We start from the raw sequence: 20,371 nt of genomic DNA, 5'->3' as shown, positions 1-20,371 counted from the left end.
CTATGGACACTTTTACCTGGTGCGTTCGGGTCGGTTCTTCGGGAACGATCACGCAGCGCACCTGGAGCAATGATTTCGGAGACGGATACAGCCAGGCCGGCGGCATCGGGATAAACACCAAATCCGAATCCTGGGATATCAGCGCGGTCGGTCGGCTCAAGACGGCGACGACCGCCGGTGACCAGCTCCAGGAAATTCGCGATTTCCTGGATGCCCAGGAGGGCTACAAGTCATTTCTGTGGACGCCGCCCGGCGGCGATCAGGGTTATTACCGCGCCCCGGACGGCTACAAGATCGATACCCAGGGCGTCGGCATCTACACGCTGACCGCGACGTTCAACCAGGTGTTCAACCCCTGACACAAGGCTGGAGCCTGCATGATTTACACGAACGACATTCAGAAGCTGGAGCCGGGAAACCTGATCCGGCTCTACGAGCTGGACGCCACTCGCCTGGGCGCAACGATCTGGCGATTCCACGGCCACGCCCAGGAAGGCGACATTATCTGGCAGGGGAATCTGTACACCGCGATTCAGCTTGAGGCGAAAGGCTTCGACATTCGCGGCGATGGCCGGCCCGCCACGCCAACCATGCAATTTGCGAACGAGCTGGACGGCATCCGGGGCGCAATCTCCGCGATCTGCCTGCAATACAAGGATCTTGCCGGCGCGCGGGTGACGGTGATTGAGACGTTCAAGCATTTTTTGGACGCCGCCAATTTCGCCGAGGGCAACCCCAACGCCGCCGACCAGTCACGGGTCGGGCTGTGGAACATCGAGCAGAAGACATCCGAAAACCTGTCGGCGGTTTCGTTCGAGCTTTCCAGTCCGATAGACCTTGGCGGGCGCCAGCTCCCGTCCCAGCAGATCACGAAGCTATGCCGCTGGGCGATTCGCGGCCAGTACCGGGGCGAGGCCTGCGCCTACACCGGAACCAGCTATTTCACCAAGAAAAACGAAGCGACCGACAACCCCGCGCTTGACCGGTGTGGGGGCTGGTGGAGCAGTTGCAAACTGCGCGGAAACACTCGCCGTTTCGGCGGTTCGGTCGGCGCCAGCCTGATAGCGAGTTCGAAATAATGAAGATCAGCAAGCAACTGACAGCCGCGATCCAAGACCACGCCCAGCGCGAGTATCCCGCCGAGGCTTGCGGGCTGCTGGTCAAGACCAGCACCGGGCGGGAGTACGTCCCATGCGGGAACGCCGCCGGCGACAAGCTGCGGAATTTCCTTATCGACAAATACGACTTTGCCGACGCGGAGGATCGCGGCGAACTGCTGGCGGTGATCCATTCGCACCCTGACCGCTCGCCAAAGCCCAGCATGACCGACCGCGTGAGCTGTGAGCTTCACGAATTGCCGTGGGGGATCGTGGCCTGGCCAGGTGGCGAAATGGAGTGGTTCAAGCCCTCGGGCTACCAGGCGCCGCTCCTGGGCCGCGAGTTCGCCCATGGTCTGCTCGACTGCTGGTCGGCCTGCCGTGACTGGTACGCACGCGAGGCCGGGTTAGACCTGCCGAACTTCGAACGCTCGGAACTGTGGTGGGAAGATCCCGCCGGCGCGAGCCTGTACGAAGAAAGCTATGCCGGCGCCGGGTTCGTGCGGGTCAACGAGCCAAAGCGTGGGGACATGCTTGTATTCCAGGTTCCGACACCTGGTCGCCCGTGCCATTTCCCGAATCACGCCGCCATCTACCTTGGCAGCGATCCAGAGCTGAAAAGCGAACAGGCTCCAGCCCTGGGCGCCGCCGGCCCGTTCATCTATCACCACATGCCAGGGCGCGCCGCCAGTCGAGATATCTACGGGTTTTCGATGGCCAGCCGCTTGAAACTGATTCTGCGACACAAGGAATACAGACCATGAACCCAAGACAGCCGGTGATGCGCCGGGTGGTGCTTTATGGCGTGATGCGAAAGCACTTCGGGCGCGAGTACATGCTGAGCGTGTACAGCGTCCGGGATGCCGTTCGCGCGCTTTGCTCGATGGTTCCAGGATTTGAAAAGTTTCTTCGCCAGGGCGAAAAGCGGGGCCTGGTTTTCAGCGTGTTTTGTGGGCGCCGGAACGCTGACCCGCAAGAGTTCGATATGCAGGGCGCTGACGACAGCGATATTCGAATTGTGCCGCTGATCCAGGGCAGCAAGCAGGCGGGGCTATTCCAGGTCGTTCTCGGCGTCGTGCTGATCGTTGCCGGCGTCTTCACGGGCGGCACGTCCACGGCCCTGGGCGCGGCGCTGCTGGCCGGTGGTGCGGCGGTCGGGCTTGGGGGCGTTGTGCAGATGCTTTCACCCACGACCGGAATGCCTGACTCAGCCAACAACGACGACGGCAACAACCCCAGCTATGGGTTCGGCGGTGCGGTTACGACCGTTGCCCAGGGGAACCCCTATCCAATCCTGTACGGCGAACGGGAAATCGGCGGCGCCGTTGAATCAGGCGCCATCTACACGCAAGACCAGGCTTAACGACCCGCTACGGCGGGTTTTTTTATGGGGTATGCATGAGCGTTTTAGCACTTCCAAGCCAGATCGCCGGCGGTAAGGGCGGGTCGTCCAGCACCAAACAACCGACCGTCGCGGAAAACAGCACTCCATCGCTGGCGACGGCCCGGATTGTCTACATCTGGAGCTGGGGGCCAATCGTCGGCCCGGTCAACGGCAACCAGTCGGTGATGTTGGAAGGAACGCCACTGGTGAACGCGGACGGCACCGAGAACTATCCGGGCGTCAAATGGCAGTTCCGCAACGGTGAGCTTGACCAGTCGCGGCTCGACGGGATTGCCGAATCGACCAATGAAATCGATGTCAATCAAACATTGCTCACAACGGCGCCGTGGATTTACACCGTCACGAACCCCGTTCTGGACGCGGTTCGGGTTCGCTTCGGCTGGCCGACGCTCCAGTCGCAAGACTCCAGCGGCAATATCAACGGCGTTCGGATCGAATACGCGATTGATGTCGCCACCGATGGCGGCGCATATGTCCAGGTGCTGTCCTCATTCGTTGATCGAAAGAACGTCACCAACTACGAGCGAAGCCACCGTATCGACTTGCCGGCGGGCAGCCGCTGGACGATCCGGGCGCGCCGCCTGACTGCCGAAGCGAACAGTTCGCTGGTCGCCGATAGCATGGTGGTCGAGGCCGTGGCCGAGATTGTCGACAGCGACCAGGAATACCCGCTTACCGCCGTTGGCTGCGTGGAGTACGACGCCCAGCAATTCGGCGGGGACATTGCAAAAATCGCTGTGCGGATGCGCGGACGGATTATCAGCGTCCCGGCCAACTATGACCCGGACACCAGGACTTACTCGACAGTCGGCACCGGCACCACGAACGGGGTATGGGACGGCACGTTCAAGCAGGCGTACACCAATAACCCGGCGTGGATCTTCTATGACCTGGTGCTAAACCCGTATTACGGACTCGGCGACCGGATCGATGCGACGATGATCGATCGCTGGAACCTGTACCGCATTGGCCAATACTGCGACCAGATGGTTTCGGACGGCAACGGCGGGCAGGAACCGCGATACGCCTGCAATATCTACCTGCAAAAACAGGCCGATGGCTACGCGGTTCTCCAGGATCTGGCGTCGGTGTTTCATGGGATGTCCACCTGGGACGGCTCGCAAATCACCGTCACCGCCGACATGCCCGGCGACCCGGTGTACACCTACAACCCTTCGCAGATTCTGAACTACGGGGAAATCAATTACGCCGGCACGAGGGCGCGCGACCGGCACAACCTGGCAATGGTGACCTGGGACAACCCGGCGCAGGCCTACGACACCGACAAGGAGCCGGTGTTTGATGACGAAGCGCTGGCGGAAACCGGCGCAATCAACCAGCTCGATGTTCCTGCCTATGGCTGCACGTCTCGGGGCCAGGCGCAGCGAGCGGGGCAATACGCGCTGATCACCGAGCAGACGCAGACACGCGGCGCGACGTTCCGCGTCGGCCTCGATGGCGGCATCCCGAAGCCCGGCGAAATCATTGCCGTGGCCGACCCGATGCTGGTCGGGCGCATCAACGGCGGGCGTGTGAGCGCGGTTGCGGGGAAGGTCATCACGCTTGACCGGGAAATCACTATCCCGACGACGGCAAGCCTTTGGGTGAACCTCCCCAGCGGCACCACCGAATCGCGGGTGATCACCGCTGTGGACGGTCGCAAGGTCACCGTTCAATCGGAATTCAGCGAAACGCCGGAGGCGCAGGCGGGGTGGGTGCTGGAGTTCGACGACCTGAACACGCTGCAATTCCTGGTGCGCAACATCACCCGCCCGGAGTGGCACCAGTACGAACTGGAAGTGATCCAGCACGAACCGAGCAAGTTCGACACCATCGATTATGGCGCGGTGCTGGATGACCGCCCGATCAGCGCATTGCCGATTGGCATCCAGGACGCGCCGTCAGAGGTGCTGATTAGCGAATACGTGGTGATTGAGCAGGGTATCGCCGTAACGGTGATGACCATCGCCTGGACTGCGGCGCCAGGCGCTGTCGCGTATGACATCGAGTGGCGCTGGGGTTCGCGTGAGTGGGTGCAAGTCCCGCGCACTGGCGAGCTGTCCGTGGACGTGCGAGGCATTTACGCCGGCGATTACATCGCCCGCGTTCGGGCAGTCAACGCGCTGAAAACGTCGTCGCTCCCTACGTCGTCGGCGCTCACAACGTTGAACGGCAAGGTTGGCGCGCCGCCGGTGGTGGCCTACCTGCGCACCACCAGCGAGATTTTCGCAATCCGCGTTGAGTGGGGAATGCCCGAGGGCGCCGAGGATACCGCGTACACCGAGTTGCAAATGGCGTCCGAAAGCACCGGGCAAGATCCGCTGAGCCTGGGCCTGTTCGGTTACCCGACAAATCTGTACGTCCATTCGGGTATGGCTGCCGGGGTGGTGCGGTATTTCCGCGCGCGCCTGGTGGACAAGACCGGGAACGTGGGGGAATGGTCGGAATGGGTGTACGGCGTTTCGAGCGCCGATGCGAACGCGATCCTGGATTACATCACCGGGCAAATTACGGAAACGCAGCTCGGGCAGGATCTGCTTTCGGAAATCGAGAAAATCAGCGGCGACGGCGCCGGCTCTGTGAATGAGCGGTTGACCGAGGGAGACAAGGCGCTCCAGTCGCAGCTCGATACACTCCAGTCGCAGCTATCCGACCTTGCCGGGGCGCCCAATTGGGATTCCGAGCAGGCCTATTTGTCCGGCTCGCTGGTGAAGGATGACGGGAAGCTTTACCGGGCAACGCAGGACGTGCCGGCGGGCACGCCACTTACTGACACCAGTTACTGGGAGTCGCTGGGCGACTATGCGTCCCTCGGGGATCTGGTCACCGCGCTGGCGGTGCGAGTGGATTCGGTAGAAACGAGCGTCCAGGAGATTGACGGCGAGATTCAAGCGATGGCCACCAGGATGGTGGGCGTAGAAGCCCAGGTGTTCCCGCTGATGGCGGGCGACACCGACTGGCAGGCTGGCGACTCCGGGGTAGACGCTACGGCCTACACCATCTACAGCGCGTTTTCTGATGCTGACTCGGCAATCAGCAAGCGAATCGACGTGGTAGAGGCGCAGGTCGGCGACGACCTCAACGCCCGGTTTGAGCAGGAAATCGAGGCGCGGGTTACTTCTGATGAAGCCCTGGCCAGCCAGATTACGACGGTATCCGCTCTTTTCGACGACGCAAGCGCGGCGCTCCAGCAGGAAATCACCGCGCGGGCGACCGCCGACCAGGCATTCACCGAGTCGGTGACCACGCTGCAAAGCCAGCTTGGGGACACCACAGCGCTTGTTTCGGACACGTCTCAAGCGGTTGTCGACCTGGAGGGCAACGTTAGCGCCAGCCGGGTTATCAAGGTCGGCGTAGACAGTAACGGCCAGTATTACGCCGCCGGCATGGGCATCGGGGTCGAAAACACGGAAAACGGAATCCAGTCGCTGGTCACATTCTTGGCTGACCGATTTGCCGTCATGAGCCAGGTCAATGGCACGCCTCAAACGATGTTCGCCATCGAGAACGGCCAGACCGTGATTCGAAGCGCGTTTATCAGCCAGGCGCAGATTCAGCAGTTGATCGTGTCCGGTGAGCTGAGAAGCCCGAACTATGTCGCGGGGACGCAAGGGATACTAATCAACTTTGTAAGTGGAACATTTGAGTTGAATAGCGCGCTCGGCGGCGGGGCGCACCAATCGATCAATAACTACGGCGGCAAAGTTTTCGACGAGAACGGCGTTAAACGTTATCAGTGGGGCAACTTGGACGTATGAGTAGTTATGGGATAAGGATTTGGGGCGCTGATGGAACGCTTCAACTCGATGAAAACTCTTTTACAATCCGCGTTGTTCTTTCAACTTTGGTTACATTTTCAACCGCTGCAAAAACAACGCAGGATTTTTCTGTACCTGGGGTGAATACAAGCAACGGAACTGCAATTGTTATTCCGAATGGAACTTACACCAGCAATGAAAGGCAGTTTGAAACGGAAATGCTAGACGGCGTTGTCCGCGTCTACAACTACACGCGAACTTATGATGCGAGCAGTTCAACTGCCGGAACAATGCGGCTTATTGTAATGAGGTGGTCATAATGACGTATGGCGTTCAATTTACGAACGGCAGCGGCGTCGTAACCCTCGATTCTGAGTATTCCAGATTGGTGGTTATTAGCTCCGGGAGATACGCGCCTACAGGTGATAGCGGAATGGGTTCTACAACCTATTTCGCTCGCCCTGTTACCTCCCAGGAGCCTCCGTTAGTTTTCGTTCGGCCTGATACGGTGAACGCCGTCGCCGGCCTATGCCTGATGTCCCTAATCGGTTCTGCTGGTAATTGGACAGGGTTTTATGTCCGTGCCTACAGCGATAATACGGCGCAGCCAAACGGTCGATATTTCGTCGCCGCTTTCGGCGCCCAGGCTGCGGCGGATTACGGTATGAGGATTTGGAACGGATCGGGTGCGCTTCTTTTTGACTCGGGCACGCCCAACGCAACATTCACCAGGGCTTTCCAAAACTGGACTTATGAGCGTTATGACACGACCGATCAGGGGTTGTATAGAATTTATTATTCAGTGCCGTTCGACTTTCCAGAAAATGAATTCATGCTAATTAATACCTTCGGTATGGATATGAATTCGGGTAGCGGTATTGCTCGCCAACTTTATTGCTGGTGGGATTTTCCAAACCAGAAGTTATACGCCTTAACAGTTGCATTGAATAACCCGTTTGCATTTTATCTACCGGCTGTTTTCGCTAAGCAAGCGGTATAGTTTCCAAATCTAGAAGGCATTTATGACCCAACAAACTATTAATTTGGGCACTGCTCCTGGCGGTTCCGATGGCGACGACGCACGCTCGGCGTTCCGAAAAGTAAATGACAACTTCACAGAGCTGTACGGTGGCAATGTCGCGCAGCCGACGAATGCGAAGCTGACCGCCATTGCGTCGTCAGTTTGGGAGGCTAACCAGTTGCTGGTCACGACCGGCGACAGCGAGCTGGAAATGGTAACGCTGTCTGATGCCGGGCGCGCACTTCTTGGGGCGTCGACCGACACCATTCCGTCTGCTGTGCGCGGCACGGCGCTGACCGGGCTCAGCGTTGCCGATGGAACAGTTACCGCGTCCGATTCTGTTCTTAGCGCGGTTGGTAAGTTGCAAGGGCATACGGAATCACTAGACAGCTCCGTTGAGTCGCTGGAAAGTGAGTTCGGGTCGCTTGGTAGCGCTGCAAGTGCGACGTTAACAACGTCGCAAATAGACCCGACAGTCGGACATGTTTTAAAGGTCGGTGACTACGGGATTGGTGGAGCCGTGCCGTACTTTATTGGGGATATTGACGATGTAACCAAAGTTCCTTTTGGCCGTGTCGCTGTTAACTATGTGAACAACACAGGCACGTTTCCATCGAGTGAGAGATATGGGTATCTAGAGACTATCGGTATTCCGGGTGGGGGTTCAGGCTCGCCAGTTCACCAGCGATGGATTGCGTTCGACGGCACCGTTGGGACTAAGCCCGAATACATTCGTTCGAAATACGCGACAAACGCATGGGGGAACTGGCGACTGGTTTATGACCAGAACACTGCATTTGCTACCGCATCTTACAACTCAACGCTAGGCATTGTTACAGGCGGGATTGTGGAGGCGGGCCTTAATGCTAATGGCCATTATATTAAGTTTGGAAATGGCGCTCTGATATGCACGGCGACCATCAACGTTAACAGCTCGGGTTCGTATTCTTACGGTTATGTCTTTGGTAGTGATGCATACGGCGTTGAGTGGCCAATGGCGTTTTCGGCAAACTATACTATCGCCGTAACCATGGGGGCTGTTCCAGGAGCAGGGTCTACGTCACAATGGCCGTGCACTTTCAATTCGCCAAGCGCTACTAATACCGGTGCACATAGATTGCTATCGGCGTTAAACACGGCGGTCGCTGGTGCTGTTCAACTTATTGCTGTAGGAAGGTGGTATTAATGAAAATCAATCTTTCACCCATTCGAATGGATGTTGATCCGATTTTAGTTATTAAATCTGGCAATACGGTCACGGTTAACAACGTGCTTTACGACTTCAGCCGTATGCAGGATGGTGACATCTTGCCGGTGGGCGCTATTGAGGGTAATGCCTTCGGCGCTTACACAAAAGTCACAATGACCGGCGAAGAACTAGAATTCACACTTCTATTTCCCATCCCGGCAAATTTTAGCCCTGAACAGGCATTCCCTGAGCCGCTGCTGGATGTCCCGGATGGCGTAGTGGCACTACCGCAACCATTGCCAGTACAAAAAGAGGGCGAAGAATGACAGATGTAACCGTTGCAAAAATCGACTGGTCGCAACTGATCACCAAAGAAATGACGGAAGCCGCCGCCGCTGCCCAGGAGCTGGCAGCCGCCAAGGCTGAGCTTTCGTCGCTGAATGCCGTAGCCACCAAGCAAATCGCGCGGATTCAAGATCGCGTCGACACGTTGGGCTATGGCGTTGAGGCTGGCGTGGCGACAGAGGATGACGAGGCCGAGCTGGCCAGTCTGACGGCCAGTCTTAAAGACTGGAAGGCTTACAAGTTCGCCCTGGGCAAAGTGTCTACGCAATCGACCTGGCCAGCCGCGCCGGTGTGGCCGGACGCTCCAGACATCCCCGAAATCGCCGGTGACGCAACCGGGGAAAAGGTCGACACCGCCTGACAGATTTGAACATCCATAACCCGCTTCGGCGGGTTTTTTTGTGCCTGGAGAAAACATGACACAAGCAATTACGCGGGGAGTACGCAATAACAACCCCGGCAACGTCGACCACAACAGCGCCAACCAATGGGTGGGTGAGCTGCCTGTAGATATCGAGGTTGAGTCGCGCTTTTGCCGATTCGACACGCCGGAAAACGGCATTCGATGCCTGGGCAAAATCCTGATTACCTATCACCAGCGGCGCGGTCTGAAAACCATTCGCCAGATCCTGACCAGGTACGCCCCAGGGATTGAGAACGACACCGGCTCATATATCCGGGCGGTCGCCAAGGAGGCCGGGTTAGATGCTGACCAGGAGCTGGCCAGCGTGAAAGAGCAGCGGATCATGACCGCCTTGGTGCGCGCGATCATCCGTCACGAAAACGCCAATTACGAATATTCGCCGGTGATCTTGGCCGAGGGCGTTCGGCGGGCGCTGGCATGAGCGCGCTGATTGAGCGTTACCGAGCGGCGTTGCTGGTGCTGGCCTGCCTGTTGGTGGTCGGCCTGCTGGTTGGCGTTGGGGTTTGGGTGTACAGCGCCGGCGAAGGCGCGTCGGATCGACGCTGGAGCGCGAAATGGTCTGACCTGCAAGCGCAGCAAGCCCAGGCGCAGGCGGACGACGAGCGCCAGCAGCGGCAAGAAGAACAACGGCGCCAGGTCGCCGTCAATGAGGTGGGGGAGAATGCGAGAGTTCAAGGCGCGGCTGTGGCCGCTGATGTGTCTGGCGCTGACGCTGCTGGTGACCGGGTGCGCACAGCAGCCGATCAGCTTGCCCGTGTCGGTGCCGCCTGCGGTGATCCCGGAATTGCCAGCCGAGGCGAGGCAGCCGCCCGCGCCGCCGGACTGCTCTCCGACATGCTCAAGCGGGCTGACGAAAGATCGGGAATCCTGGCTGCGGCTTACGACCGCGCCAGGGTAGCCGGCCTGGCGTGCGAGGCGGCATATGACCAGGTGCGCGGCGCAGAAACGAAAAAGCCCGGCGCAATGGCCGGGCTTGAAGGGGGGAAGGTTGCTCAGTAGCGATCCGGGAAATCGCGCCTCATTTCGTTCATTTCCGCCAGCGACAGATGCCCGGTGAAGATCAAATAGACCAGGTATCCAATCAGGACGACAACGGCGGCGCCGCCAACGGTGGCAATGACTGCCTGAATCCCCGCCGGGAACTTGCTCAAATTGCACGCGACGATAAAAAAGAGCGCGAATCCGGCGCTGTATTCCCATGGCATCGAGTAGGCAAGGAAGCCGAGCAGGGCGATTGCTGCGCACACGCCGGCAACCGGGCCGGCGCCTTTCGGCAGCTTTTTGGCGTACCAGGGACTTGCGAATATGAGAACCCAGAGTACAGCGAGTTGCCAGGTTTTCATCCGTTACAGCTCCCGTGGATTGACGCCGATTTTTTGAAGAGCATCCGCAAATGATTTATCGATTACAGCCTCTCCGGTTGTGGATGCCGCCTGGTTGATGCCCACGGTTCGATACTTGATGATGTGGCCACTAAGCATTTGCTTGATGATCGTTTTCGCCTTTTCGCCACCGGTGACGGTGTAAGGGCTCATCATTTGCGTGGTGGATAGCATCGCCTGTTCTTGGGCGCTTTTGATAATCGCGGCCTGATCCGGCGGGAGATTTGGCGGAACAAAGTTCGGGGCTGGCGGCACCATTGCAATGGGCGTTTCCTGCGGGGTAATCGTCCATGCCTCATTTTGGTCGATGCGGAGTTGTACGGTTCCCACTGGAATTTTGAAGCGTCCGCCCGACATCACGCCAACATACAGTTGGTTGCCTTCCTTGCGCACTACCGGGTAAAGGTGCATTCCCCTGGTGAAAATGCTGGTGTTCGATCTGAATTCGCCAGTGGTTACGAAGGAGGTCGTTCCATCGGTGAATTCGTCGGTGGTTTGCGCGGCTTTCCAGATTGCGCCGGGTTCGAAACCTGCACCTGGTTCAATACCTGCACAGCCGGAAAGGAGCAGGCCGGTAGACACTGCCAGCAAGGCGAGAGTTTTTTTCATCTTAAATTCTCTGTTTGTCGGTAACAGTCAATTGGCAGGCGGCGGACGATACCAGCCGACCGACAAACGGTCGAGCGCGACCACCCGGAGCGAACGCCTGGAAATGTGTTCTGAAGGGGGTGTTATGCAAGATCGGCATAGGCCAGAAAATTGGCCCTGGAACCAGCCGGCGTACCAATGTGTGCGTTTTGGTGGGGGGTTATGTGGGGTTTCGCCCAATGATTACTACGCTACAGCCCGCTCAAACACCCATCGCATAGCGCATGGTGATGTTAGCTGTAGAAATCAAAGGTTTTTCCTGCGAAGCATTCTGAAAAGCGAGGTGCGGCCGGAGCGCTTGGCCCGAGTCGAAGTGCGCTGAGGCGGGGCAATTCCCGTCATCAACCAAGGGGGCGCGTAAAGTTTGGCGGCGATTGTACTGGTCTGGCTCTTTAAACGATAGGGCAGTGACACCCGGAGTGCCGATTGGTGCAATCGCGGGACAGTTTTTCACAGATGAAGGTTCACTATTGGTTACAAACTGTGGCTAAAATGCCATCCATTCACCCGGCGCCCTTCCAGCGCGCGGGCTCAGGGATGTGCCACCGGGACGCTGTTTTGTATTCAGACACTGCGAAAGGCCTGTTGCCAACGCCTGAAAGGCGCGCAGTTTGTTCACTTCTGACGTGTGACGATTTCCGTGAAACTCATCATTGCCGCTGTATATGTCATTTCCATTGCATACGTTCACCTGCGGGGGCGCGTGCGCCACAAACTAGGTCGTCAACTGAGCGATCACTCTTCGTTCCTGGCACCGATCAACTGCTTCCTTTATCTGTTCTCGAAAAAGCCCAATACCCCGTATCTGGACCCGAAAGACTTCCCCGACCTGACTCCATTGCAGACGCACTGGGAAGAGATCCGTGAGGAAGGCCGCAATCTGCTGCGTGCCGGCGAGATCAAGCGCTCGAACCAGTACGACGATGTTGGTTTCAACTCGTTCTTCAAGACCGGCTGGAAGCGTTTCTACCTGAAGTGGTACGGCGACAGCCACCCGTCGGCGCTGCAACTGTGCCCGCGCACCACTGAGCTGGTGCAGAGCATCGGCTCGATCAAGGCCGCGATGTTCGCCGAATTGCCGCCGGGCTCGAAACTGGTGCGTCACCGCGACCCGTACGCCGGTTCCTACCGTTATCACCTGGGTCTGGAAACGCCGAACGATGCCGGTTGCTACATCAACGTCGATGGCGAGAACTATCACTGGCGTGATGGCGAAGCGGTGATGTTCGACGAGACCTTCATTCATTACGCGGAAAACACCACTGACCAGAACCGCATCATCCTGTTCTGTGACGTCGAACGTCCGATGAAGTACCGCTGGGCAGCGGCATTCAACGGCTGGTTCAGCCGCAACGTGATGTCGGCAGCCGGCGCACCGAACGATGCCGGTGACCGCACGGGTGGCATCAACCGCTTGTTTACCAAAATCTACAAGATTCGCCTGCGTGGCAAAGAGCTGAAAAAGCGCAATCGCAAGCTTTACTACATGGAAAAGTGGGCGATCTTCGGCGGTCTGCTGGCGATCTTCATTCTGATCTGACGAATCGGGCGACTGTTGAAAGACAGTCGCCCGATTTGATTTTCACGACGCTTTTTTGGTCTTCTTCGCCGTTGTTGACTTGCTGGCGGTCTTCTTCGCCGGTTTGGCCGGAGCCTTCCCGCCGAGACTGCGCTTGAGCAGTTCGGTCAGGTCGATAACATCGGCCGATTTGCGCTCTTCTTCGCCCTCAACGGTCTCAACGTCTTCGATCTTGCCCTCATGGGCCTTCTTGTCCACCAGCGCCATGATCTTGTTTTCGAACTCGTCCTTGTAGTCCTCGGGCGTCCAGTCCGCGGTCATGTCTTCAACCAGCCGTTTGGCCATTTCCAGCTCGCCCTTCGCCAACTGCGGCTTGGTCACTTCACTGCCCAGCGCCAGTTCATCGAGGCTGCGCACTTCCTGCGGCCAGCGCAGCTTCACCAGCACCAGCGCCGACTCCAGCGGCATCAACGCCGCCAGATACTGGCGCGTGTGTAAAACCACGCGGGCGAGGGCGACCTTCCGGGTTTTGCTCAAGGTTTCACGCAGCAATGCGTAGACCTTGCCACCGCGTTTGTCGGGGGCCAGGTAATAGGGCGTGTCGATGTTCTGCAAAGGGATCTGTTCACTGTCGACGAAAGCGAAAATGTCGATGGTCTGGGTCGACACCGGGTGCGCCGAACGGATTTCTTCCTCGCTGAGCACCACATAGCGGCCTTTTTCGAATTGCACGCCTTTGACGATGTGCTCTTTGGTGACCTCCTTGCCGGTGACCTTGTTGACCCGCTTATAGCCGACCGGGTCCATGCTGCGGCTGTCGAGCCAGTCGAAGTCAACGCCGTGTGACGAGGTCGCCGAAACCAGCGCCACAGGGATATGCACCAGACCAAAACTGATTGCGCCTTTCCAGATTGCCCGAGCCATGGTGCTGTTCTCCAAGTGATGTTCGGGTGACCCGTGGCCCGGCGCAAAAGTTTCCGTTGTTTGCGGAGGCGGCGGTAAACGGCAGGTCAAGCCGTGTTACATCTTGTTTAGCGGTGACGGGTTAACAAATCCGAACCCACGGCGTAGCGTGGACTCGAAGGCTCTAAGCCACGTGCATCAAAACACGCACATCCAGAGAGGCCGCTCATGAACCGTTTCCTGCTAGGCATTGCGTTGCTGGCCCTCAGTGGCGGGCTGGTTCACGCCGAGGGCGCAACCACGTATTCATCGCTGTTGCTGGCACAAAGTCCGACCGGCAACAGCAACAACCCCTACAACAGCCCGATCCGCCGGGCGAATCCCAACAGCATGCAGGGCACCCAGCCCAGCGCTCCGCCGCTTCGCGGGCCGAACACGGTGCCAGTGCCCCGGCCACCGACCCTGGAAAACCGCGGTATCGGCAACGGTCAGCCGCCGCGCTCCGTTCCGAGCAAGCCCCCCACCTTCATTCCCAATCCTCCGGCCCGTGACAGCGGGAGCAACCGTTGAATGGCAGAGCCACTTCTGTCAGCCCTTCAAACGAACAAAAGGAATCGTGCATGTTGCGTAAAACCCTTCTGGCCGGTCTATGTGCCAGCGCACTGATCTCAGCCCCGGCGTTCGCCGCCGCTCCCAAAGAGCTGCAAAGCGAGCAGGGCACCCTTGAAGTCACGACGATTACCCAAGGGCTCAAGCATCCATGGGCCTTGGCTTTCCTGCCGGATCGTCAGGGCATGCTGGTGACCGAACGCCCCGGTAACCTGCGGGTGGTGGATGCCGGCGGCAAGCTGTCTGCGCCGATCACCGGTGTACCGGACGTCTGGGCCAAGGGGCAGGGCGGATTGCTCGATGTGGTGCTGTCACCGGATTTCAAACAGGATCGCCTCGTTTACCTGTCCTACGCCGAGGGCGGCGGTGCGGGTGACAAGGCCGGAACGGCGGTGGGGCGCGGGCGCCTTTCGGATGACCTGAAAAGCCTGAAGGACTTCAACGTGATCTTCCGCCAGGAGCCGAAGCTGTCGGTCGGCAACCACTTCGGCTCGCGGCTGGTGTTTGACCGGGACGGTTATCTGTTCATCACTCTGGGCGAAAACAACGACCGCCCGACCGCGCAGGATCTGGACAAGCTGCAAGGCAAAGTCGTGCGGATCTACCCCGACGGCAAAGTACCCGATGACAATCCCTTTGTCGGCCAGTCCGGCGTGCGCCCGGAGATCTGGTCCTACGGCCACCGCAATCCCCAGGGCGCCGCGCTCAACCCGTGGACCGGCACCGTGTGGGAAAACGAGCACGGTCCGCGCGGCGGCGATGAGGTGAACATCATCGAGCGCGGCAAGAACTACGGCTGGCCGCTGGCGACTCACGGCATCAACTACTCCATGCAACCGATTCCGGAAGCCAAGGGCAAGACCGCCGAAGGCACGGTAGGGCCGCACCATGTCTGGGAAAAGTCCCCGGGCGTTACCGGGATGGCGTTCTACGATGCCGATCGCTTCAAGCCGTGGCAGCACAACGTTTTCATCGGTGCGCTGGTGACGCAGGAACTGATCCGCCTGCAGTTCGACGGCGACAGGGTGGTGCATGAAGAGCGCTTGCTGGGCGAACTGAAACAGCGGATCCGTGATGTGCGCCAAGGGCCGGATGGTTACCTCTATGTGCTGACCGATGAGTCCGACGGATCGCTGTACAAAGTCGGACTCAAATGAATCCTTCATGCGGATGAGCGGGCATAGAGCACAACCGCCGCCCGCAATTTGCCACGACCGAAGCGGCACATCTTCTCGAACTCCCCATGGCTGACCGGCACATGCTGGCAGTCCATGGGCTGACGGTGCTGGCTGTGATCGACATCCGGGTCGTGCAGGTAGACAAAGTCTTCATCGCAGTCGGTGACGATTACCCAGTGCGGCGACTTGGAACGAGTCAGGCGATAGCTGCTGATCAGCACCAGAGGCTGCCCACCGTTGGCCAGTAGCGCCGGAAGGTCCAGTGTTGCGCCAATGAGTTGAACGACATCGGAGTCGTTCAGCTGCGCCATGAACTCGTCGTGCACCAGGCGCATGACGTCTTTTTTATGCGCGTCCCGCACTCCGTCGAGAAACAGCGGCCCGGTCATGCTCAGTTGCAAACGCACTGTAAAACCCCGGCGCCAGGCCGCCAGTGCCAGGCCTTGCGGGCTGCAACCGCCGTGGCCGGCGGTCATGAACACCGTGGTTGCCTCGCGCCACAACTGCAATTCCTCGCGTCGCTCCAGCAAGCGATCGGCTTGCAACGCCCCCATGGCCATCAGCAGGCAGGCCGGGCCGCAGGTGAAATCGGTGGTTTGGCGGTAATAGGGGACCTTGATGTCGCGTGAATCGCGGTGCTGGAGAATGCGTTTCTCCAGCCGCAGCGCGTCGGCGTGATCCTCGTAGTAGTCATGGATCAGCGCGAAGCGCCGGTAGCCGTTGCGCTCATACAGGGCAATGGCGGCGGGATTGTCGGTGCGCACTTCCAGCCGCAGGTAGGCGCAATCGTGCTCAAGCGCACAGGCCTCGATCCGTTGCAGCAGTTGTTTGCCCAGACCGCCGCCGCGCGCTTCGGGCGCAATCGCAATGGAATACAGCCGGGCCAGTGAAGTGCCGCGATGAAACAGCACCAGCGCATAACCGGCCAGTTGTCCCTCGCGTTCGGCCACCCACAATTGCCCGTGTGCCCGGGTGATCATCCATTGGAAACTGCGGCGCGTGAGCCGGTCTGTGGTGAAACAGTGCATCTCCAGCGTGAGCAATGCTGGCAAATCCTCAACGACTGCCAGGCGAAAAACAGCATTCATATGACCACCGTAAAAGTTGCGTAACGAAACGGGACTTTCGAAAAACTTCGTGCTTAATAGAAAAGGTCTTGTTCTCCAACGGATCAATTTCTATGTCAGCGGTACAGGGTCATTGGCGCGAAGTATCCATTCAAAGTTTGCCACCGGCAACTTATTTAAAACCGCAGATCAGAACTTCCAGCCAAGTGTTGATCATCGTCGAACGCAAGGAAGACTGGGCTTCGTATTTTCCCAGCGAGGACATCCTGACGGCCCAGGAATACCTCGAACAACCACCCGACAACGAGCAGGGAAAACGGGTGCAGGTGATCAATCTGTGCCGAAGTTATAAGTACCTGGGCCACGGCTACTACTGCTCGCTGCTGGCCGAGGCCCGGGGGCACAAGGTGATTCCTTCGGTGCGGACCATCAGCGAGCTGACCCGAAAATCTCTTTATGGTCTGGCCCTGGATGACCTGGATAAAACCCTGGAAAAAGCCCTCAGCCATCATCTCTATAGCGATACCGAAGGTTTTACCCTCACACTTTATTTCGGCAAAACGCATATCGAACCGTTGCAGGATCTCGCCCGGCAATTATTCGAAGTATTCCCGTGTCCGATTCTGTTAGTTGAATTTCGCCGAACTAACGGTTGGCACATCGAAGGTATAAAATCCGGTGCCTTGCATAAGTTGCGTGACGATCAGGAAGACCAGTTCGCCAATGCGCTGGACGGCTTCAGTCGCAAGATCTGGCGAGTTCCGCGTTCGCCGCAAGTGGCGCGTTATGACCTGGCGATCCTGCATGATCCGCAGGAGGCGTTACCGCCGTCCAACGCTCGGGCACTGGAAAACTTTGTGCGGGTCGGCAAGGGCATGGGCATCGATGTCGAACTGATCGAACGCAAGGACTACGCAAGGCTGGCCGAATACGACGGCTTGCTGATCCGCGAGACCACTAGCGTCGACAACCACACTTACCGCTTCGCCAAGAAGGCCGAAAGTGAGGGGCTGGTGGTGATGGATGATCCGACGTCGATCCTGCGCTGCACAAATAAGGTCTATCTCACGGATCTGCTCAACAGCCATCAACTGGGCATGCCGGCTACGGAAATCCTCTACAAGGAACGACCCGAAGATTTCGAGCGAGTCGGCGAGCGCCTCGGCTTTCCACTGGTATTGAAGATCCCGGATGGTTGCTTCTCCCGTGGCGTGATCAAGGTCGAGAGCCAGCAGGCCTTGCTGGACGCCACCGCCGAGCTGTTCGAACATTCGGTGTTGTTGCTGGCCCAGGAGTTTTTTTACACCGAGTACGACTGGCGCATCGGCGTGCTCAACCGCAAACCGATCTTTGCCTGCCAGTACTTCATGTCCAAGGGCCATTGGCAGATTTACAACCACAAGGCCAAGGGCCAGGACGTCAACGGCGAGTGCCGCACGTTGGCGATCCACGAAGCACCGCGCGCGGTGGTGGAACTGGCGGTGAAGACCGCCAACCTGATCGGCGACGGACTTTACGGCGTCGATTTGAAACAGGCGGGCGACAAGGTGGTGGTGATCGAGGTCAACGACAACCCGAACCTCGACGCCGGCATCGAAGACGCTTATTTGCAGGACGATCTGTATTCACTCGTGTTGGAAGAATTTGTGCGGCGCCTCGAACTCAAGCGCCGTGGCCAGGCCTGGTGACCGGCCGATGATCAACAGCTTTGCACTCAATCACGGCGCCCTGCAGCGGGTCGAGCGACTGGACGCCGAGGTAATGCTGTTCAGCGACCCGGACGCTGCCGAGCGCGATTTGCTCCACAGTCACTTCAAACTCGATGAACACGCGCTGGCCTCGGCGCTGGACCCGGACGAGGTGTCGCGGATTGAATTCCATCCCGATCATCTGTTCCTGATCTGGAAGCGCCCGGAGAACTATTCCGGCGGCGGCAGCCTGGCCTTCGAGGTCTCGTCCTGCGGTCTGCTGTTTTCCCCGGGCCAGTTGCTGGTGATCGCCACCGACGACACGCCGCTGCACGGTCTCGGCACGGGCCGACCACTCAATACGCCGCTGGATGTGTTGCTGGACCTGTTGTTCAACAACATCCATCACTACCTTGGGCACTTGAAGGTGATCAAACTGGTCGCCCGGGAGCTGCAGCAGAAATTCAATGCCTCGATGCAGAACCAGCATCTGGTGCAGATGTTCAACCTCAGCGAAAGCCTGATCTATTACATCAACGCCCTGCACAGCAACGGCGCGGTGCTGACGCGGCTGCGCAATCACGCGGAAAAACAGCATTTCGGCAGCGAAGCGATCGGCCTGATCGACGACCTGATCATCGAAAACAACCAGTGCTACAAACAGGCGGAAATCTACTCGACGGTGTTCTCCGGGCTGATCGACGCCCGGGGCAACCTGATGAACAACAGCATGAACAACCTGCTGCGCAAACTGACGCTGATCAACGTGGTGTTCCTGCCGCTCAACCTGATTGCGAGCATCGGCGGCATGTCGGAATTCAGCATGATGACCGCCGGGACGCCATGGTGGGTGTCGTACCCGTTGTTTCTGGCGGCGATGCTGCTGGGGGCGGGCGGGATGCTGTTCGGGCTCAGGCGTCTGGCGAAATGAAAGCAAAATTCGCCATTGACTTGCCCGCAGGGCCCGGGCTAATTTCGGGCCCATGACTTCCACCGTTCTGCGCTGCCAGCCAAGCATTATTACCGCCATTCCTCATTTGGCGGGCTAGCTCACGACTGCAGCACCCAACCCGCCCTAGAGGCGGGTTTTTACTTTCTGTCTCCGGGGTTCCGAATCAAACGTCAGGAGACGACCATGCGCTACAGCCCCGCCCAGCAAGCTCTGCTTGAGCAGTACGTGAAAAAGATCCTCGCCGCTCCGGTGTATGAACTGGCGGTGCGCACGCCGCTGCAACCGGCGCCGGCGCTGTCCGAAGCGCTGGGCAACCGGATCCTGCTCAAACGCGAAGACCTGCAACCGACGTTCTCCTTCAAGATCCGTGGTGCGTACAACAAACTGGTGCAATTGCGCGAGGAGCAGAAGGCGCGCGGGGTGATCACGGCATCGGCGGGCAATCATGCGCAAGGCGTAGCGCTGGCGGCGCGGGAACTGGGTATTGCCGCGACCATTGTGATGCCGGCAACCACGCCTGAGTTGAAAGTGCTGGGGGTCAGCAGTCGCGGGGCTGAGGCGCTATTGCATGGTGAAAGCTTTCCCTTTGCCCTGGCCCATGCGCTGCAACTGGCCGAGCAGACCGGACGAACCTTCGTCTCGCCGTTCGACGACCCTGATGTGATCGCTGGCCAAGGCACAGTCGCCATGGAAATCCTGCGCGAACATCAGGGCGCGCTTGATGCGATCTTTGTCCCGGTGGGCGGCGGCGGGTTGATCGCCGGCATCGCGGCGTACGTAAAATACCTGCGGCCGGAGGTGCGGATAATCGGCGTGGAGTCTGAGCACTCGGCCTGTCTCAAGGCAGCATTGGAGGTCAGTGAACGGGTGGTGTTGCCCAGCGTAGGCACCTTCGCCGATGGCGTGGCAGTGGCGCAGATCGGCGCCTACGGGTTCGAGGTTTGCCGCTTCTGCGTGGATGAGGTCATCACCGTCAGCAACGATGAACTCTGCGCAGCAATCAAGAACATCTACGACGATACCCGCTCGATCACCGAGCCTTCCGGCGCATTGGCGGTCGCGGGCATCAAACAGTACGTGGCGCAAACCGGCGCACGGAATCAAACGCTGATCGCCATCGATTCCGGCGCCAATATCAACTTCGACAGCCTGCGTCATGTCGCCGAGCGAGCGGCGGCATGCGGTG

The 20,371-nt window shown here is 58.8% G+C and carries 21 protein-coding genes and 1 pseudogene; 18 read left to right on the top strand and 4 right to left on the bottom strand.

Annotation, left to right across the window (positions count from 1 at the left end; genetic code table 11):
- Positions 1 to 2 precede the first annotated feature (2 nt).
- From CAF79_RS02410 to CAF79_RS02355, 12 genes are read left to right on the top strand one after another with little or no spacing between them, the layout of a single operon-like run.
- A complete protein-coding gene (locus tag CAF79_RS02410) occupies positions 3 to 359 on the top strand; it encodes a phage tail protein (protein WP_085696271.1) in 357 nt (118 codons plus the stop codon).
- 18 nt (positions 360 to 377) lie between these two features.
- Positions 378 to 1,079 (top strand): phage minor tail protein L, encoded by a 702-nt coding sequence (locus CAF79_RS02405; protein ID WP_085696270.1) that lies wholly within the window; start codon positions 378 to 380, stop codon positions 1,077 to 1,079.
- Complete coding sequence (locus CAF79_RS02400; RefSeq protein WP_085696269.1) at positions 1,079 to 1,861, top strand: C40 family peptidase; 783 nt, start codon at positions 1,079 to 1,081, stop codon at positions 1,859 to 1,861. Before CAF79_RS02405 ends, CAF79_RS02400 begins: the two co-directional genes overlap by 1 nt.
- Positions 1,862 to 1,878: 17 nt before the next feature.
- Entirely contained in the window at positions 1,879 to 2,460 is a 582-nt protein-coding gene (locus CAF79_RS02395) for a tail assembly protein (protein WP_085696468.1), read from the top strand.
- Between the two features lie 35 nt (positions 2,461 to 2,495).
- Positions 2,496 to 6,260: a phage tail protein gene (locus tag CAF79_RS02390; protein ID WP_085696268.1), complete on the top strand. Its 3,765-nt coding sequence runs from the start codon at positions 2,496 to 2,498 to the stop codon at positions 6,258 to 6,260.
- Between the two features lie 11 nt (positions 6,261 to 6,271).
- Positions 6,272 to 6,580: a hypothetical protein gene (locus CAF79_RS29300; protein ID WP_085696467.1), complete on the top strand. Its 309-nt coding sequence runs from the start codon at positions 6,272 to 6,274 to the stop codon at positions 6,578 to 6,580.
- Entirely contained in the window at positions 6,580 to 7,260 is a 681-nt protein-coding gene (locus CAF79_RS02380) for a hypothetical protein (protein ID WP_085696267.1), read from the top strand. Before CAF79_RS29300 ends, CAF79_RS02380 begins: the two co-directional genes overlap by 1 nt.
- 22 nt (positions 7,261 to 7,282) lie before the next feature.
- A complete protein-coding gene (locus tag CAF79_RS02375) occupies positions 7,283 to 8,467 on the top strand; it encodes a hypothetical protein (RefSeq protein WP_085696266.1) in 1,185 nt (394 codons plus the stop codon).
- Positions 8,467 to 8,796 carry a hypothetical protein gene (locus CAF79_RS02370; protein WP_085696265.1) on the top strand — a complete coding sequence of 110 codons (330 nt, stop codon included), beginning with the start codon at positions 8,467 to 8,469 and terminating at the stop codon, positions 8,794 to 8,796. The genes CAF79_RS02375 and CAF79_RS02370 overlap by 1 nt, the downstream gene beginning before the upstream one ends.
- A complete protein-coding gene (locus CAF79_RS02365) occupies positions 8,793 to 9,176 on the top strand; it encodes a phage tail protein (protein ID WP_085696264.1) in 384 nt (127 codons plus the stop codon). The genes CAF79_RS02370 and CAF79_RS02365 overlap by 4 nt, the downstream gene beginning before the upstream one ends.
- 55 nt (positions 9,177 to 9,231) lie before the next feature.
- The gene (locus CAF79_RS02360; protein WP_085696263.1) at positions 9,232 to 9,660 is read left to right on the top strand and encodes a structural protein; all 429 of its coding nucleotides are present in this window, start codon (positions 9,232 to 9,234) and stop codon (positions 9,658 to 9,660) included.
- Entirely contained in the window at positions 9,657 to 10,238 is a 582-nt protein-coding gene (locus tag CAF79_RS02355) for a DUF2514 family protein (protein WP_085696262.1), read from the top strand. The genes CAF79_RS02360 and CAF79_RS02355 overlap by 4 nt, the downstream gene beginning before the upstream one ends.
- On the opposite strand, the gene CAF79_RS02350 is transcribed toward CAF79_RS02355, so the two are convergent.
- Both CAF79_RS02350 and CAF79_RS02345 read right to left on the bottom strand, forming a co-directional pair.
- The gene (locus CAF79_RS02350; RefSeq protein WP_085696261.1) at positions 10,232 to 10,582 is read right to left on the bottom strand and encodes a hypothetical protein; all 351 of its coding nucleotides are present in this window, start codon (positions 10,580 to 10,582) and stop codon (positions 10,232 to 10,234) included. The genes CAF79_RS02355 and CAF79_RS02350 overlap by 7 nt on opposite strands.
- 3 nt (positions 10,583 to 10,585) lie before the next feature.
- Positions 10,586 to 11,230 (bottom strand): hypothetical protein, encoded by a 645-nt coding sequence (locus tag CAF79_RS02345; protein WP_085696260.1) that lies wholly within the window; start codon positions 11,228 to 11,230, stop codon positions 10,586 to 10,588.
- A gap of 679 nt (positions 11,231 to 11,909) precedes the next feature.
- Between CAF79_RS02345 and lpxO the strand changes: the two genes are divergently transcribed.
- On the top strand, positions 11,910 to 12,809 hold the full coding sequence (lpxO, locus tag CAF79_RS02340) for a lipid A hydroxylase LpxO (protein ID WP_085696465.1): 900 nt from the start codon (positions 11,910 to 11,912) through the stop codon (positions 12,807 to 12,809).
- Between the two features lie 42 nt (positions 12,810 to 12,851).
- On the opposite strand, the gene CAF79_RS02335 is transcribed toward lpxO, so the two are convergent.
- A complete protein-coding gene (locus tag CAF79_RS02335) occupies positions 12,852 to 13,712 on the bottom strand; it encodes a Ku protein (protein ID WP_085696259.1) in 861 nt (286 codons plus the stop codon).
- 207 nt (positions 13,713 to 13,919) lie between these two features.
- On the opposite strand from CAF79_RS02335, the gene CAF79_RS02330 reads away from it, so the two are divergent.
- Positions 13,920 to 14,261, top strand: a complete 342-nt coding sequence (locus CAF79_RS02330) for a hypothetical protein (RefSeq protein WP_085696258.1) — start codon at positions 13,920 to 13,922, stop codon at positions 14,259 to 14,261.
- Positions 14,262 to 14,311: 50 nt separating this feature from the next.
- Entirely contained in the window at positions 14,312 to 15,457 is a 1,146-nt protein-coding gene (locus CAF79_RS02325; RefSeq protein WP_085696257.1) for a PQQ-dependent sugar dehydrogenase, read from the top strand.
- 5 nt (positions 15,458 to 15,462) lie between these two features.
- On the opposite strand, the gene CAF79_RS02320 is transcribed toward CAF79_RS02325, so the two are convergent.
- Positions 15,463 to 16,566 (bottom strand): GNAT family N-acetyltransferase/peptidase C39 family protein, encoded by a 1,104-nt coding sequence (locus CAF79_RS02320; RefSeq protein WP_085696256.1) that lies wholly within the window; start codon positions 16,564 to 16,566, stop codon positions 15,463 to 15,465.
- A gap of 92 nt (positions 16,567 to 16,658) precedes the next feature.
- On the opposite strand from CAF79_RS02320, the gene CAF79_RS02315 reads away from it, so the two are divergent.
- From CAF79_RS02315 to ilvA, 3 genes and pseudogenes are all read left to right on the top strand, one after another.
- Complete coding sequence (locus CAF79_RS02315) at positions 16,659 to 18,233, top strand: RimK family protein (RefSeq protein WP_085696255.1); 1,575 nt, start codon at positions 16,659 to 16,661, stop codon at positions 18,231 to 18,233.
- Positions 18,234 to 18,240: 7 nt separating this feature from the next.
- A complete protein-coding gene (locus tag CAF79_RS02310) occupies positions 18,241 to 19,164 on the top strand; it encodes a magnesium transporter CorA family protein (RefSeq protein ID WP_085696254.1) in 924 nt (307 codons plus the stop codon).
- A 204-nt stretch (positions 19,165 to 19,368) separates the two neighbouring features.
- Positions 19,369 to 20,358, top strand: a pseudogene (gene ilvA, locus CAF79_RS02305) (threonine ammonia-lyase, biosynthetic); the annotation flags it as partial.
- Positions 20,359 to 20,371: the final 13 nt, after the last annotated feature.

It is taken from the genome of Pseudomonas sp. B26(2017), assembly GCF_002113045.1.
Lineage (GTDB): Bacteria > Pseudomonadota > Gammaproteobacteria > Pseudomonadales > Pseudomonadaceae > Aquipseudomonas.
The sequence above is the reverse complement of the archived record's forward strand: the minus strand, read 5'-3'. Positions and strand labels throughout refer to the sequence as shown.

Excerpts from the sequence above, each read along its gene's own strand:
- CAF79_RS02310 (WP_085696254.1), top strand. The coding sequence starts at position 18,241 with ATGATCAACAGCTTTGCACTCAATCACGGCGCCCTGCAGCGGGTCGAG.
- CAF79_RS02380 (WP_085696267.1), top strand. The coding sequence starts at position 6,580 with ATGACGTATGGCGTTCAATTTACGAACGGCAGCGGCGTCGTAACCCTC.
- CAF79_RS02315 (WP_085696255.1), top strand. The coding sequence starts at position 16,659 with ATGTCAGCGGTACAGGGTCATTGGCGCGAAGTATCCATTCAAAGTTTG.
- CAF79_RS02355 (WP_085696262.1), top strand. The coding sequence starts at position 9,657 with ATGAGCGCGCTGATTGAGCGTTACCGAGCGGCGTTGCTGGTGCTGGCC.
- CAF79_RS02320 (WP_085696256.1), bottom strand. The coding sequence starts at position 16,566 with ATGAATGCTGTTTTTCGCCTGGCAGTCGTTGAGGATTTGCCAGCATTG.
- CAF79_RS02365 (WP_085696264.1), top strand. The coding sequence starts at position 8,793 with ATGACAGATGTAACCGTTGCAAAAATCGACTGGTCGCAACTGATCACC.
- CAF79_RS02330 (WP_085696258.1), top strand. The coding sequence starts at position 13,920 with ATGAACCGTTTCCTGCTAGGCATTGCGTTGCTGGCCCTCAGTGGCGGG.
- CAF79_RS02395 (WP_085696468.1), top strand. The coding sequence starts at position 1,879 with ATGCGCCGGGTGGTGCTTTATGGCGTGATGCGAAAGCACTTCGGGCGC.
- CAF79_RS02345 (WP_085696260.1), bottom strand. The coding sequence starts at position 11,230 with ATGAAAAAAACTCTCGCCTTGCTGGCAGTGTCTACCGGCCTGCTCCTT.
- CAF79_RS02390 (WP_085696268.1), top strand. The coding sequence starts at position 2,496 with ATGAGCGTTTTAGCACTTCCAAGCCAGATCGCCGGCGGTAAGGGCGGG.
- CAF79_RS02410 (WP_085696271.1), top strand. The coding sequence starts at position 3 with ATGGACACTTTTACCTGGTGCGTTCGGGTCGGTTCTTCGGGAACGATC.
- CAF79_RS02350 (WP_085696261.1), bottom strand. The coding sequence starts at position 10,582 with ATGAAAACCTGGCAACTCGCTGTACTCTGGGTTCTCATATTCGCAAGT.
- CAF79_RS02375 (WP_085696266.1), top strand. The coding sequence starts at position 7,283 with ATGACCCAACAAACTATTAATTTGGGCACTGCTCCTGGCGGTTCCGAT.
- CAF79_RS02405 (WP_085696270.1), top strand. The coding sequence starts at position 378 with ATGATTTACACGAACGACATTCAGAAGCTGGAGCCGGGAAACCTGATC.
- CAF79_RS02370 (WP_085696265.1), top strand. The coding sequence starts at position 8,467 with ATGAAAATCAATCTTTCACCCATTCGAATGGATGTTGATCCGATTTTA.
- CAF79_RS02325 (WP_085696257.1), top strand. The coding sequence starts at position 14,312 with ATGTTGCGTAAAACCCTTCTGGCCGGTCTATGTGCCAGCGCACTGATC.
- CAF79_RS02335 (WP_085696259.1), bottom strand. The coding sequence starts at position 13,712 with ATGGCTCGGGCAATCTGGAAAGGCGCAATCAGTTTTGGTCTGGTGCAT.
- CAF79_RS02360 (WP_085696263.1), top strand. The coding sequence starts at position 9,232 with ATGACACAAGCAATTACGCGGGGAGTACGCAATAACAACCCCGGCAAC.
- CAF79_RS02400 (WP_085696269.1), top strand. The coding sequence starts at position 1,079 with ATGAAGATCAGCAAGCAACTGACAGCCGCGATCCAAGACCACGCCCAG.